Here is a 14,090-nt window from a genome sequence, read left to right on the forward strand (position 1 = left end):
GAGAGACCGCTGAGACCCTGACGGCACACCCCACGGCACCCGCCCGCTCCGATCGCGCCTCCGAACGCAACATCGGAGTGGATCTGCTGCGGGTCATCTCCGTGGCCGCCGTCGTCATCGGACACGCCTATCCGGGCATCCCCGGCGAGGAATATCTGCAGATCTGGCGCATGCCGCTGTTCTTCTTCCTCGCCGGGTTCTTCTTCTCCACCTCCCGGACCTTCTCCGGTGAGGTCGCCGTGCGCTGGCGGACCCTGGCCACCCCGTACCTCACCTGGTTCCTGATCCTGCTCGGTGCGGTGTGGGCCATGGAGCACACGCCGTGGCCGTTCGGAGAGTATGTGATCTCCGGGGCGCTGGCCGGCGGCGCTTCCACTGACATGCCGTTCCTGGCGTTCTGGTTCATCTCCGTGATGTTCTTCGCCGCCCTGCTGCTGCGTATCCTGGTGGCCCTGCCCTGGTGGGTGGGCGTCGTCGTCGCGCTGGTGGGCCTCACCCTGGCGGAGATCCCGGAGTCCCGGATGGCCTATACCCTGCTGGGCATCGGACTGGTGCCGGCGTGCACCACCTACATGCTGGCCGGCTACTGGTTCCGCCGCCATTTCTGGAGGATCCCCCGCGCCGTGCCGGTAGGGGTGCTCTGCCTGATCGTCGGGTTCGGCGGCGTCGTGCTGGGCGCGGAGACCATGAACATGAAATGGTCCGGCTTCGGCACGTACCTGCTCTCGCCGATGCTGGCGATCCTGATCTGCTGCGGGATGGTGCTGATCTTCTCCACGCGGGTGGACGCAGTGCTGCGCCGCCTCCCCTCTGCGGTGACCGTGATCTCCGAGCTGGTGCGCACCGGAACCCTGGTGGTCTTCGCGCACGCACTCGTCCTCTACCTGGCGCTGCGCTGGCTCGGCATCGAGGAGCCCCTCACCCGCACAGCGCTGGCGCTGGCCCTGTGCTGGGCCCTGGGGGTGCTGGTCAACCGGACGCCGCTGTCGCCGTACCTGACCGGACTGCCGGCGCGAAGATCGCCTCGAACACCTGCTCCAGCCAGCTCAGCAGCGCCTCGTCGGTGAGGTCCTGGCCACCCACCCGGGCGGTGGTGGGCCGCGGGAGGAGCACCGCTGAGAGCGACGACTTGATCTGAGACCCCGGGTACAGGCGTTCCAGGCGCATCTGACGAGACTCGGGCAGCTCCTCCACCGGGGCGAAGCGGATGAACTTCCCCTGCACCCCGATGTCGGAGATCCCGGCGGCCCGGGCGCGGTTCCGCAGGCGGGCCACCTCCACCAGGTTCTGCACTGCCTGGGGCAGCTCCCCGTAGCGGTCCTGCCATTCGGTGACCACCTCGGTGATCTTCTCCTCGGTGTCCGCGGCCGCCATCTTCCGGTAGCCCTCCAGCCGCAGCCGCTCCCCCGGGACGTACTCCTCCGGGAGGTGGGCGTTGATGGGCAGCTCGATCTTGACCTCGGTGATCTTCTCTTCGGCGTCGCCGCGGTAGTCGGCCACCGCCTCCCCCACCAGGCGCAGGTACAGGTCGAAGCCGACCCCGGCGATGTGTCCGGACTGCTCGCCGCCGAGCAGGTTCCCGGCCCCGCGGATCTCCAAGTCCTTCATGGCCAGCTGCAGTCCGGCGCCGAGCTCGTTGTTCGCCGCCACGGCCTTCAGCCGCTCCAGGGCGACCTCTCCCAGCGGCTTCTCCGCCGGGTAGAGGAAGTAGGCATAGGCGCGCTCCCGGGAGCGGCCCACCCGGCCGCGCAGCTGGTGCAGCTGGGAGAGCCCGTAGGTGGAGGCGCGGTCCACGATGAGCGTGTTCGCGTTGGAGATGTCCAGGCCGGTCTCGATGATCGTGGTGGAGACCAGCACGTCGAAGCGCTTCTCCCAGAAGTCCTGGATGATCTGCTCCAGGCGGGACTCGCTCATCTGGCCGTGGGCCACTTCCACGCGAGCCTCCGGCACCAGCTCGCGCACCTTCGCCGCAGTCGCCTCGATGGAGGAGACGCGGTTGTGCACGAAGAACACCTGCCCTTCGCGCATGAGCTCACGGCGGACGGCCGCCGAGACCTGCTTGTCCGTGAACGGCCCCACATAGGTGAGCACCGGGTGCCGCTCCTCCGGCGGGGTGGCCAGGGTGGAGGTCTCCCGGATCCCGGCCATGGACATCTCCAGGGTGCGGGGGATCGGGGTCGCGGACATCGCCAGCACGTCCACATTGGTGCGCAGCTTCTTCAGCGCCTCCTTGTGCTCGACGCCGAAGCGCTGCTCCTCGTCGATGATGACCAGCCCCAGGTCCTTGAACTGGACCTCCTTGGAGAGCAGACGATGGGTGCCGATGACGACGTCGACGTCGCCTGCGGCGATCCCGGCGATGATCTCCCGGGACTCCTTGGCCGTCTGGAAGCGAGAGAGCGCCTTCACCGTGACGGGGAAGCCGGCGAACCGTTCGGTGAAGGTCTCCTGGTGCTGGGAGCTCAGCAGCGTGGTGGGGACCAGCACGGCCACCTGCTTGCCGTCCTGGACGGCCTTGAACGCCGCCCGGACCGCGATCTCGGTCTTGCCGTAGCCGACGTCGCCGGAGATCAGCCGGTCCATGGGCACCTCTCGCTCCATGTCCCGTTTGACCTCCTCCATGGTGGTCAGCTGGTCGGGGGTCTCCGGGTGCGGGAAGGCGTCCTCCAGCTCCCCCTGCCAGGGGGTGTCCGGGCCGAAGGCGTGGCCCCGGGAGGCCATGCGCGCCGCATAGAGTCGGATGAGCTCGCCGGCGATCTCCTTGACCGCGCGCTTGGCCTTCTTCTTGGTCTGAGCCCAGTCGCTGCCGCCCATCTTGGACAGGCTCGGGGCGTCCCCTCCCACATACTGGGACACCTGGTCCAGCTGGTCGGTGGGCACCATGAGGCGGTCCTTGGGCCCTCCGCGCTTGGAGGGGGCGTACTCCAGGACCAGATACTCGCGGATCCCGGCGGTGCCGGCCTTCACCGCCTGCGGAGAGCCCACACGCCGCTGGACCAGCTCCACGAACTGGCCGATGCCATGCTGCTCGTGGACCACGTAGTCGCCCTGCTTCAGGGCCAGCGGGTCCACCGCGTGACGACGACGACGGGCCGGCATGCGCCGCGAACCGGTGGATCCCGAACGCATGGAGCGTCCCAGCATCTCGGACTCGGTCAGCAGCGCCAGCTGCAGCGGGTCCACGGCGAAGCCCTGCGAGACCTCCGCAGTGGTGACGGTGATCCTCCCCGGGGAGGGGGCCTCCTCGAGGCTCTCCACCAGCTCGGCGGGGACCTCATGCTCGGCCAGCAGCTCGGCCACCCGCTGGGCCGAGCCGTGCCCGGCGGTGGTGACCACCACGGACCAATGGTCCCGGGCCCGCTCGGCCAGGAACTGCATGACATCCTCCACGCTGCCGCGATACCCGATGGGCTCACGGGAGTCGAGGGAGACGATGTCGGCGTCCTGCTCGAGCTCCTCGTCCAGCCCCAAGGAGGTGATCGACCACCATCCGGCGCCGTGCTGCAGGGAGGCCTCCCGGGTCTCGCCCAACGTGGCGAAGGAGCCGGCGGCCAGGCCCTCCTGCTCGGCGGCGGTGATGTCCAGTGGCGCGGCGCCGCCGTCGGGGGCTGCGGCCCAGGCCGCGGCGAGGAACTCCTCATTGGTGGCGGCCAGGTCCTGGGCGCGGCCGCGGGTGCGCTCCGGCTCCACCACCACGGTCAGTGATCCGGTCGGCAGCTGGCTGACCAGGGGGACCATACGGTCCACGAGCACCGGGGCCAGGGACTCCATGCCTTCGGGCGCCAGCCCGTCGGCGATCTTGGTCAGCAGGTCCTGGGCGTGGGGCATCTGCGGCAGCAGCTCCTTGGCCCGGGCCCTGACGTCCTCGGTGATCAGCAGCTCCCGGCAGGGGGCGGCGTCCACGGCGGTGGGATGCTCGTCCTCCTCCAGCGAGCGCTGATCGGCCACGGAGAACCGGCGCATCTGGTCGATCTCGTCGCCGAAGAACTCCACGCGCACGGGATGGGGCTCGGTCGGCGGGAAGACGTCGAGGATTCCACCGCGCACCGCGAACTCGCCGCGACGGGTGACCATGTCCACCCGGGTGTAGGCGGCGTCGGCCAGGCCGGCGACGACGTCGTCGAAGTCATGCTCCTGTCCGACCTCCAGCCGCACCGGGGCCAGATCGCCGAGGCCGTCCACCAGCGGCTGGACGACGGCGCGCACCGGCGCCACGACGACGTCGAGCCGACCGGCCTGCTGCGGGTGGGCGAGCCGCCGGAGCACGGCGAGCCGTCGGCCGACGGTGTCCGAGCGTGGGGACAGCCGTTCGTGGGGCAGGGTCTCCCAGGACGGGAAGTGGGCGACCTCGATCCCCGGGGCGTAGCTGCGCAGCGAGGTGGCCAGGTCGTCGGCCTCTCGATCCGTGGCGGTCACCGCCAGCAGCACCCCGGTGTCCTCCGCGCCGCGCAGTCGGGCGGCGATCTCCGCGACCAGAGCCGGCCGCAGACCGGTGGTGGCGGCGATCTGCAGCTCGTCGGTGCGTTCGGCCGCCGGGTGCGAGGCCGCGGCGGAGACCCGCCCATAGGAGGAGGAAGCCGCCAGTGCCGTGCGCAGACCGGACAGTGCCATGGAGTGGAACGCCTCGCTTCGTGACAGTTCAGGGGAGAGTCGCCGGACCAGGTGGCCGATGGGCCTCCCACAGGATACTGCGCCGCCCGCCGGCAAGGCATCCACGTCCGCTCTCAGCGGGAAGCGACGTGAGGGACGGACCGCGGCGTCGCGGCTCCAGCTGACCGGCGACCAGGGCCGCCAACGCCAGGCCGTACCCTCCCAGCTGGGTCCAGGTGAACACCTGGCCCAGCACCACCACACCCATCAGGGCGGCAGTGAGGGGCGAGAGCAGCCCCAACAGTGCCGTGGCGGTGACGGGCAGCCGCCGCAGTCCGTCGAACCACAGGCCGTAGGCCACCAGCCCGCCGACCAGCCCCAGCCACAGGTGGCCGAGCACCGCACCGGCGTCGAGACCGGTGGGCGGCCCCTCGACCAGGATTGCGGGGAGCAGCAGGACGACGCCGCCGGCGGCGAGCTGCCAACCCGCATAGCCCACGGGTCCCACCCCGTCGGGTCGGCCCCAGCGCTTGGTGAGGACCACTCCGAAGGCCATGCAGACGGCCCCGGCCAGGCCGGCGACCACGCCCAGCCCGTCCAGCGCCGCCGCCGGGCCGAGGACCACCATGCCCACACCGACCACCCCCAGCCCGCCCCACAACAACTGCCAGCGGCACAGCCGTTCGGAGAGCACGACGACCACCAGCAGGGTCACCAGCAGCGGCTGGACGGCGCCGAGGGTGGCCGCCACTCCCCCAGGAAGCCGCTCTGCCGCCAGGAACAGCAGCGGGAAGAACGCGCCGATGTTCAGCGTGCCGAGGACCAGGGACCGCCACCACCAGTGCCCGTGGGGCAGACGCTGCGCGATCAGCAGCGCCAGCAGCCCGGCAGGCAGCGCACGCAGCAGAGACGCGGTGAGCGGCCGGTCCGGAGGAAGCAGCTCAGTGGTCACCAGAAAGGTCGTGCCCCAGGCGATGGGGGCCAGGGCGGTCAGCACAGTGGTGCGCAGGACGGGGTTCATGGCACCAGCCTCCGCCAGCACTCATCGATGAGTCCAACACATCTTTGTCATCGCAACCATCGTGATGCACGATAGATGGATGGACCTGCAGCAGATCCGCTACGTGCTCGCCGTCGCCGAGCACCGCAGCTTCACGCGGGCAGCGCGGGCATGCTTCGTAGTGCAGTCCGCCCTCAGCCACCAGATCGCCGCCCTCGAGAAGGAGCTCGGCGTGCGGCTCTTCGCCCGCAGCAGCCGACGCGTCGAGCTGACCGCCTCCGGAGAGGCCTTCCTGCCGGCGGCACGCCAAGCCGTGGAGGCCGCCGAGCGGGCCGCGGCCGAGGCGGCCTCCGCCGCCGGAGAGATCCGCGGAACGGTGCGCATCGGGATCATCCCCACCGTCACCGCCGTCGATCTGCCGGCCCTGCTCCGCCGCCTCCACGAGGCCCATCCCGAGGTGACGGTGAGCCTGCGCATGGGGCGCAGCGACGAGATCGTCACCGAGATCCGGCACGGCCGGCTCGACATCGGGGTCCTCGGGCTGGCGGCCGGCCAGTCACCGACGGGGGTCAGCTCCCGAGAACTGGCGCGGGACCGGCACGTGGCCGTCGTCGCCCCGGACCATCGGCTGGCCCGCCGCCGGAGGGTCCGTCTCGAAGAGCTCGCCGACGAGCGCTTCGCCGACTTCCCCGCCGACTCCCCCGGGCGCACCCAGACGGACCTGGCCTTCGCCGAGGCCGGGCTGACCCGCGAGGTGGCCTTTGAGTCCACCACCGCGGACCTGATCCTCGGCCTGGTGCGTCAGCGGCTCGCCGTCGCGCTGCTGCCCTCCGCGCTCGACGACGAGTTCCAGGGTCTGCACACCCTTGACGTGATGAACGGACCGACGCGCACCGAGCATCTGGCCTGGGACGGGTTCAACACGTCCCCGGCCGCTGCGGCGCTGTTGGAGCTTCTGCCGGAGTGACCCCGCCCGCCCCGGCGGCTGATCAGTCGATCCCCACCTGGCGCCTGCCATGCCGGAGCCCGACCTCGTAGCCCACCAGGGCGATGATCCACAGGGCGGTGACCGGCAGGACGAACCACACCATGGCCGCGCTGAACGGCCCCAGCACGGCGTGATGGGAGGCGGCCATCACCAGATAGGCCACATACGAGGCGTAGAGGGCGACCAGCAGCGCACCCTCCCAGCGAGAGATCGCCTGGCCGGTGAAGGCCAGCGGCAGCAGCACCAGCGCGGTGGCGAGCATGACGGGCATGTCGAAGTGGATCGCCGCGGCCTCGACGTCGATGCCCGAGGGTGCGACGAGGGCGGTCACTCCGACCACGGCCCCGATGTTGAAGATGTTGGAGCCGACCAGGTTGCCCACGGCCATCTCCCGCTCGCCGCGCACGGCAGCGATGATGCTGGTGGCCAGCTCAGGCAGCGAGGTGCCGATGGCCACCACCGTCAGACCGATGATGAGGTCAGAGACTCCGAAGGCCTCGGCGATGTCGGTGGCCCCCGAGACGAGCATCTGCGCACCGACCACGAGCAGAGCCACGCCGACGGCGACCAGGACCAGGTCGGTGAGGACCGAGCGCAGCGTGGTGGCCCGCAGAGCCCGCATGAGTGGGCCCGGCTCCTCGCTCCACTCCTCCTCGACGCCGAGCGCAGGAACCCGGCCCTTCGACCGCTGACGTCGGGCATAGATGACCAGCGCCACCAGGTAGACGCCCAGGAGCACCAGCAGGAGGACCCCTTCCCAGGTGGCGATGCCGCCGTCGAGGGCCAGCACCACCAGCAGCACCGAGAAGACGATCATCACCGGGATGTCCGCGCGGATGAGCTGCAGGCGCACGGTCAAGGCGCCGAAGACCGCCGTGAGCCCCAGCACGAAGAGGATGTTGGCGATGTTGCTGCCCACCACATTGCCGATGGCCAGACCGGGGGATCCTGTCAGCGCCGCACCGGTGGAGACCGCCAGTTCGGGGCTGGAGGTGGCGAAGGAGACCACGGTCAGCCCCACGATCAGCGAGGACAGTCCGGCTGTGCGGCCCAGCGACCCCGCGCCGCGCACCAGCGCCTCGCCGCCGGCGACGAGCAGCACGAAGCCGCCCAGGAGCAGAAGAATGCTGAGAATGCTCACCGGTCCAGCCTACTCTCGAGCATCTGCTCAGGGCAGAAACCCTGGAGAGCCACACAGCGCCCGGTCTACTGTGGGGCCATGAGCCAGCAGCAGGGGGACCGCACGACGTGGCGACGCGCCTCGCCGGGAGCCCTTGCGCAGCAGGAGCCGCTGTGGCGCGAAGTGCTCGGTGCCCGCCTCCGTCGGCTGCGAAAGCACCAGGGGCGAACCCTGCATGAACTGGCCGCGGAGGCCGGACTGTCCCCGCAGTACCTCTCCGAGATCGAGCGGGGCCGCAAGGAACCCTCCTCGGAGATGATCGCCGCCATCGCCGGGGCACTCGGAATCGGACTGGTGGATCTCACCCTCGAAGTCGCTGACGAGCTGCGCCGCGACACGCTCTCCTTCATCGGCTTCGCCCCCGTCTCCGACCTGCGGACGCACACCGGCTCACCTCCACGCGACGTCAGTGCCTCCACCGTGGTCAGCCTCAGCGCCGTCGCCTGAGCCGCCGCGATCGACCCACCGGTCATTGAAACCTTTTACTCCCGCATGACGCCTGCTACTGTGCCGCACGTCATGTGATCTGCGACACATTCAGTCGCCGGGAGACTTTCGACCTCATCGTCGTCGTTCGCCCTCCGGGCTGATATTGCAACGTTGCATGACAGTTCTGATCCCCACGAGAGGACGACATGACGACTCTTCCCGCGATGAACCATCCGCCGACGGCTCCCTCGACGCCACCCGCCTCCCCCGACGTCCGACGTCGACCCAGGCTCCTGAGGAGAGCATTCGGCGCCTCACTCGCCGTGCTCGCCCTGCTGGCAGCCACCCTCACCGGCGGCGCACCCGCCATGGCGCAGCAGGACTGCGGCGGCGGAGACGCCGTCGTGACCGGCAGCCAGCAGCAGGGCTTCACCACCAGCTATCGCGGACAGACGGTCTATCAGGGTGAGAGCTACATCGTCGCCATCTGGGAGGCGGTCGGCAGCCTGACGCCCGGACGCACGTCCCAGGAGAGCGTCTCGGTGATGGCCAGCGGCTGGATCGGCCACCACACCATCGACCTGCCCAGCCACACCTCCTTCGAGGTCTGCGGCACCATGGACGTCGGCAGCGCCACCGGTCGCGGCGCCATCGAAGCCTTCGGCGCGACGGATGTCGCCATCCCGCATCTGACCATGACCGGGAGCCCCTGGTTCGGACTCCACTTCGGCGCGGTGCGCGGGCTGCACCTGGGCCAGATCACCCTGGAGCTCGCCGGCGGCCTGGGCGTCCGCTTCGACCGCGAGAGCCCAGACAGCACCTCCGTGGTCATGGACCGCATCCACGTCTCCGGCACCGACAACCACGGGGTGGAGACGTGGAACGTCAACGGCCTCGACATCGGGGCGGTGATCGCCCGGGACGTCGGCTACGCGGGGCTGCTGCTGAACAACACGCGCAACGCACGCATCGGGCTGGTGGACGGCCACAATGTGGCCACCGGCACGGGCTACGCCACCTTTCGCATGGCCAACACCGCAGGACGCGCGGCCGACGGCGGATATGACACCAACGTCGTCGTGGACAAGGTGGTCGCCCACGGCGGCGGACGCGGCATCTTCTGCGTCTCCCAGTCCGGCGGGCTGCACGTCGGGGAGGTCGAGCTCAGCGGCACCGGCGGCAACGCCGTGCTGATCGAGAACTGCTACAACGTCACCCTGGCCTCCGGCACCGTCGACGGCGGCGGGGAGGTCCGCATCGCCTCGCGCAGCGAGTTCCCCCTCACGCGTGATGTGAGCATCACCCTGGAGGTCAACGGCACCTCCGTCCGCGAGTCGCCCTGCGGGGAGAACATCACCTGGCGCATCACGGGGGACGCCCCTCAGCACATCTGCTGATCACGGAGCCGCCGCGATCGACACAGGCCCTGCTGCTGCGCGATCCACGAGTCACTTTCCCGTGCATCTCCGCACGCTGACACGTGTCAGACTCGGGATGATCGACGGGAATGTGACGCCGCGATGGAGGGATCACCCCGCGGCCGGGCTCGCCGCCGTCGTGGGGCGGGTGCTCAGCACCTCGTCCACGAGCCCGTAGTCCAGGGCCTCGGCGGCGGCGAACACCCGGTCGCGGTCCGTGTCCCGGCGCAGCTGGTCCGGGCCGCGACCGGTGTGACGAGCCAGGACCCGCTCGATCTCGCCCCGCACCCGGACCAGCTCGTCGGCGTGCAGGATGAGGTCCGGGATGGCGCCGCGGCCGGCACCGATCGCCGGCTGGTGGAGCACGATCCGGGTGTGCGGCAGCATGGACCGCATCCCGGGCTCTCCCCCGGCCAGCAGCACCGCGCCGGCGGCGAAGGCCTGCCCCACGCAGGTGGTGGCCACCGGCGCGCGGATGTACTGCATCGTGTCGTAGATGGCCAAGGTGGCCGAGGGGTCGCCGCCCTCGCAGTTGATGTACAGGTTCACCGGCACCTGGGGGTCCGCGGACTCCAGATGCAGCAGCTGCGCGATGATCGCATTGGCGACCCCGGAGTCGATGCCGGTGCCCAAGTAGATGATGCGCTCGGCGAGCAGCTGGGAGTAGACGTCCATGACCCGTTCGCCTCGGCCGTCCCGGCTGATCACATGCGGAATGGTGTAGGCGCTCATGATCCCTCCCCGTCGGCCCCCGGCGCGCTGCGCTCCACCTGGGAGGTGAGCCCCACCGGGCGGCGTCGTGCGCGCGGGATGATCGCGGAGAAGTCCGCGACGACGGCGTCGACGAAGCCGTAGTCCACCGCCTCGGCGGCGGTGAACCAGGTGTCCCGCAGGGAGTCCTCGAACACTCTCTCCGGCGGCTGGCCGGTGTCTGCGGCGATGAGCCCCAGCACGGTGTCCCGGGTGCTGCGCAGATCCTTCGCCTGCAGCTCGACGTCCACCGTGGAGCCCCCGATCCCCGAGGATCCCTGGTGCATGAGGATCTTGGCGTGCGGCAGGGCATGCCGGCGCCCGGGCTGCCCGGCGGAGAGGAGGAACTGCCCGGCGCTGGCCGCCACGCCGAGCGCCAGGGTGGTCACCGGGCAGGGCACGGTGCGCATCAGGTCCCGCAGAGCCAACATGGCCGGCACGGAGCCGCCCGGCGAGCGGATCCACAGGGCGATCTCGGTGTGCGGGTCGTCGGCGGCCAAGGTCATCAGCTGGGTCATCAGCAGCGTGCCATTGTCGTCGTCGAGCACGCCGTCGAGGACCAGGACTCTGCGGTGGAGCATCTCCTGGCGGGCGGACTCGCCGAACAGCGGGGCTGCGGGGGTCTCATCACTCATGGTCCCAGGATCACCGTCGGCTCCCCGTCACAGCGACGAAACCTGCTGTCGGCTGATCCGCCGTGGGCTGATCAGCTGACAGCGGCGGCGGGCCTATGATGAGAGGAGCCGCGGGCGACGTCACCTCCGACGTCGCCTTCCCCACGTCCTCACTCTGAAGGAGCACCGCCTGTGGCGCTTGAAGCCGAGACCGTCATCTCCCACTCCGTCGACAAGATCGTGACCGCGTACGCCTCCCGTGACTTCCACCAGCACCTGGCCGACACCGTCGGCTCCACGCTGGAGAGCTTCGAGGTCAGCGGGGACACGGACGGCGCCTTCCAGGTGACCTCGCAGCAGTCGATGTCCGTGGACCGGCTGCCGGACATCGCCAAGAAGGTGATGAAGGGGCAGGTCACCGTGACGGTGACCGAACGCTGGTCGACGCCCGACGCCGACGGCTCCCGCCGCTCCGACATGGACGTGAAGATCCACTCGGCCCCCGTCAGCGCCGAGGCCTCCCAGGTGCTGCATGCGCGCGGACCCGAGGAGACGCTGTCCACGGTGCGCGGCGAGGTCTCCACGTCGATCCCGCTGATCGGCAAGAAGCTCAAAGCCGCCGCCGAGCCGTACATGAAGAAGTTCGTCGCGGTGCAGTCCCGCGAAGTGGCGCAGTGGATCAGCGCGAACGGCTGAGCAGCGCTCTCTGAGAGGGGGCAGAACGCCGTCCGCCGGGTGCGCCTCAGCTCTGGTGGACGGTGTTCTGCGCTGCGGTGAGACCGTCGGTGATGATCAGCTCGACGGCGTCGGCGGCCCGGTCGATCACCTGCGGCAGGTCTTTCGCCTGTTCGGCGGAGAACTTCTGCAGCACGTAGTCCGCGGTGTCCATCCGTCCGGGCGGCCGCGAGACCCCGACCCTGACCCGGATGTAGTCGCGGTCCCCCTGCAGGTGCTGGGTGATGGACTTCAGCCCGTTGTGGCCGCCCTCGGAGCCGCCGCGTTTGAGCTTGAGGCGCCCGAAGTCCAGGTCGACCTCGTCGTGGACCACCACGAGTCGCTCGGGGTCGATGTCGAAGTAGTCCATCAGCCCGCGCACAGGCCTGCCCGAGGTGTTCATGTACCCCTCGGAGACGGCGAAGACCACCTTGGGCCCGCCTGCACCCAGACGGGCGGCCACGACCTGCGCTCCGACCTTGGTCCGTGTGTACTTCGCGTCCATGCGGTCCACGAGCTCATCGAGGACCATGTGTCCGATGTTGTGCCGAGTATGACGATAGCGGGGCCCGGGATTCCCGAGCCCCGCTATCAGCCAGGTGTCAGATGCCATGCCCCGCAGTCTATCGAGGCGTGGCCGTCGTGGGCGTCAGCTCACGCGTGTGGCGCTGATCAGGCGTCTTCGCCCTCACCGGACTCTTCGGCAGGAGCCTCGTCCGCAGCCTCGGCCTCCTCGGCACCCTCGTCCTCGCCCAGGTCCTGCGCAGTGGGCTCGTAGATGGTGACGACCGGGGACTCGAGGTCGGTCAGCGCGAGGGTGACGCCGGCCGGCAGCTGGAGGTGCTCCGGCAGGGCGTTCTCGTCGCGGTCGGTGATGTCGATGGAGATCGACTCCGGCAGGTGGGTCGCCTCGGCCTCGACGGCGACGGTCGGCTGGTCGAGCAGGTACTCGAAGCCGGAGGCCGGCTCACCGATGACCTCGACCGGGGCGTCGACGACGACCTTCTCACCCGAGCGGACGGCCAGCAGGTCCAGGTGGTCCACGCTGCGGTAGATCGCGTCGCGCTGGATGTCCTTGGGCAGGACGAGCTGCTTCTTGCCCTCGATGTCCAGGGTGATCAGCGCGTTGGGGTTGCGGACCGCCAGGGTGGTCTCGTGGTTGGGCAGCAGCAGGTGGATGGGGTCCTCACCGTGGCCGTAGACGACGGCGGGGATCTGGCCGCTGCGGCGGGCCTGGCGGGCGGCACCCTTGCCGAACTCGGTGCGGAGGGTCGCGGGGATGACGATCTTGTCAGCCATGATGTGTCCTTCGTCGGTTGTCTGGTGGAGTTCCAGGGCCTGGAGCCGGAACCGACGATTTCACGGGCCAGGTCGCCGCACACCTGGTGGAACACCGGGATTCCTCATCCCGGGCCGGGCGGCTGATGCGTCCTGTCCGTCGCCTCGTCGATCACGGAGTCACCGGCGGCCTGTACGGGCCGACGGCGCTCCCTCGCCTGGGCACAGTCGACCATGCTATCACGCACGCGCCGGGGCTTGTCCGGGCGAGAACGGGGCCACCATACTCGGTGCCATGAGCGATGATCCGACTGCCTCAGACGTGGCCGGCGCCCCCGCGCTGGAGGCGACCAGCCTGCGTGAGACCGAGAACCCGCGGCTGCTGCTGGTGCTCGTCCCCGGGTTGGGCACTGACGTCGCCTCCACCTGGAGGGCGGCGGCCGCACACCTTCCCGAGGACGTCTGGGCCGTGGGCCTGGATCTTCCAGGGCATGGCCGATCCGCACCGTGGACGGATGCGCCGGCCACGCCGTCGATGCCTCAGCTGGCCCGGGCCGTGGTCGACGCCGTGCAGCGCCTGCGCAGCACACACCCGCGCCTGGAGCACAGCCCGCTGCGGGTGGCCGGCACCTCGCTGGCCGGCGGACTGACCCTGCAGCTGGCCGCCGAGCACGGCGCCGTCGTCGACTCCGCCACAGTGTTCGGAGGCCTTCCGCGATTCGGCACCGCCGAGGCCTGGCGGGACCGCGCCCGGCAGGTGCTCGACGACGGCACGGAAGCCTTGACGGAGGGCAGCATGCCCCGGTGGTTCTCCCCCGCGTTCCGCGCCTCCGCGCCAGAGGCAGTCCACGCAGTCATGGCCTCGCTCCGGGCGGCAGACGACTCCTCCTATGCCGCCCTGTGCACAGTGCTCAGCGGCTTCGACCTGCGCAAGGAGCTGCCCGCGATCTCCACACCTGTCCATCTGGTGGCCGGCGAGCTGGACCCGGTGGCTCCGCCGGAGGAGATCCGTGCGGCCGCCGAGGCGATCCCGGGAGCACGACTCACCGTCGTCGACGGCGTCGCACATCAGATCGCCGTCGAACGCCCCCAGAAGGCGGCGGAGCTGCTCAGCAGCTGAGGCACGGCC

General features: G+C 70.1%; 13 protein-coding genes. 6 read left to right on the plus strand and 7 right to left on the minus strand.

Translation table 11 applies throughout. The annotated features are described in order from the left end of the window. Nucleotides 1-77: 77 nt before the first annotated feature. A complete protein-coding gene (locus Q7C18_RS14230) occupies nucleotides 78-1,067 on the plus strand; it encodes an acyltransferase family protein (protein ID WP_311025931.1) in 990 nt (329 codons plus the stop codon). Here the strand turns inward: Q7C18_RS14230 and mfd are convergent. Then, nucleotides 970-4,611, minus strand: a complete 3,642-nt coding sequence (gene mfd / locus Q7C18_RS14235) for a transcription-repair coupling factor (RefSeq protein ID WP_311025932.1) — start codon at nucleotides 4,609-4,611, stop codon at nucleotides 970-972. The two genes, Q7C18_RS14230 and mfd, sit on opposite strands and share 98 nt — an antisense overlap. Before the next feature lie 28 nt (nucleotides 4,612-4,639). Beyond that, the gene (locus Q7C18_RS14240; RefSeq protein ID WP_311025933.1) at nucleotides 4,640-5,611 is read right to left on the minus strand and encodes an EamA family transporter; all 972 of its coding nucleotides are present in this window, start codon (nucleotides 5,609-5,611) and stop codon (nucleotides 4,640-4,642) included. A 79-nt stretch (nucleotides 5,612-5,690) separates the two neighbouring features. Here Q7C18_RS14240 and Q7C18_RS14245 point away from each other — a divergent pair, with 79 nt between their 5' ends. After that, nucleotides 5,691-6,557, plus strand: a complete 867-nt coding sequence (locus tag Q7C18_RS14245; protein WP_311025934.1) for a LysR substrate-binding domain-containing protein — start codon at nucleotides 5,691-5,693, stop codon at nucleotides 6,555-6,557. A 22-nt stretch (nucleotides 6,558-6,579) separates the two neighbouring features. Here Q7C18_RS14245 and Q7C18_RS14250 read toward each other — a convergent pair whose 3' ends face one another. Continuing rightward, a complete protein-coding gene (locus Q7C18_RS14250) occupies nucleotides 6,580-7,719 on the minus strand; it encodes a calcium/sodium antiporter (RefSeq protein ID WP_311025935.1) in 1,140 nt (379 codons plus the stop codon). A 78-nt stretch (nucleotides 7,720-7,797) separates the two neighbouring features. On the opposite strand from Q7C18_RS14250, the gene Q7C18_RS14255 reads away from it, so the two are divergent. Continuing rightward, complete coding sequence (locus Q7C18_RS14255) at nucleotides 7,798-8,205, plus strand: helix-turn-helix transcriptional regulator (RefSeq protein ID WP_311025936.1); 408 nt, start codon at nucleotides 7,798-7,800, stop codon at nucleotides 8,203-8,205. Between the two features lie 188 nt (nucleotides 8,206-8,393). Beyond that, nucleotides 8,394-9,584, plus strand: coding sequence for a hypothetical protein (locus tag Q7C18_RS14260; RefSeq protein ID WP_311025937.1), 1,191 nt, complete (start codon nucleotides 8,394-8,396; stop codon nucleotides 9,582-9,584). Between the two features lie 132 nt (nucleotides 9,585-9,716). Here Q7C18_RS14260 and Q7C18_RS14265 read toward each other — a convergent pair whose 3' ends face one another. Together Q7C18_RS14265 and Q7C18_RS14270 are read right to left on the minus strand one after the other, a co-directional pair. Beyond that, entirely contained in the window at nucleotides 9,717-10,337 is a 621-nt protein-coding gene (locus Q7C18_RS14265) for a ClpP family protease (RefSeq protein ID WP_070161543.1), read from the minus strand. Then, nucleotides 10,334-10,990, minus strand: a complete 657-nt coding sequence (locus tag Q7C18_RS14270; protein ID WP_311025938.1) for an ATP-dependent Clp protease proteolytic subunit — start codon at nucleotides 10,988-10,990, stop codon at nucleotides 10,334-10,336. The genes Q7C18_RS14265 and Q7C18_RS14270 overlap by 4 nt, the downstream gene beginning before the upstream one ends. A 171-nt stretch (nucleotides 10,991-11,161) precedes the next feature. On the opposite strand from Q7C18_RS14270, the gene Q7C18_RS14275 reads away from it, so the two are divergent. After that, nucleotides 11,162-11,665 (plus strand): DUF2505 domain-containing protein, encoded by a 504-nt coding sequence (locus Q7C18_RS14275; RefSeq protein WP_070161547.1) that lies wholly within the window; start codon nucleotides 11,162-11,164, stop codon nucleotides 11,663-11,665. A gap of 46 nt (nucleotides 11,666-11,711) precedes the next feature. Here the strand turns inward: Q7C18_RS14275 and pth are convergent, their stop codons facing one another. Together pth and Q7C18_RS14285 are read right to left on the minus strand one after the other, a co-directional pair. Further along, entirely contained in the window at nucleotides 11,712-12,296 is a 585-nt protein-coding gene (pth, locus tag Q7C18_RS14280) for an aminoacyl-tRNA hydrolase (RefSeq protein WP_311025939.1), read from the minus strand. 59 nt (nucleotides 12,297-12,355) lie between these two features. Beyond that, the gene (locus Q7C18_RS14285; protein ID WP_070161552.1) at nucleotides 12,356-12,982 is read right to left on the minus strand and encodes a 50S ribosomal protein L25/general stress protein Ctc; all 627 of its coding nucleotides are present in this window, start codon (nucleotides 12,980-12,982) and stop codon (nucleotides 12,356-12,358) included. A gap of 274 nt (nucleotides 12,983-13,256) precedes the next feature. Between Q7C18_RS14285 and Q7C18_RS14290 the strand changes: the two genes are divergently transcribed. Beyond that, nucleotides 13,257-14,081, plus strand: a complete 825-nt coding sequence (locus Q7C18_RS14290; RefSeq protein ID WP_311025940.1) for an alpha/beta fold hydrolase — start codon at nucleotides 13,257-13,259, stop codon at nucleotides 14,079-14,081. Nucleotides 14,082-14,090: the final 9 nt, after the last annotated feature.

Origin of the sequence: Nesterenkonia sp. CL21, assembly GCF_031705515.1 — a bacterium.
GTDB classification, from domain to species: domain Bacteria; phylum Actinomycetota; class Actinomycetes; order Actinomycetales; family Micrococcaceae; genus Nesterenkonia; species Nesterenkonia aethiopica.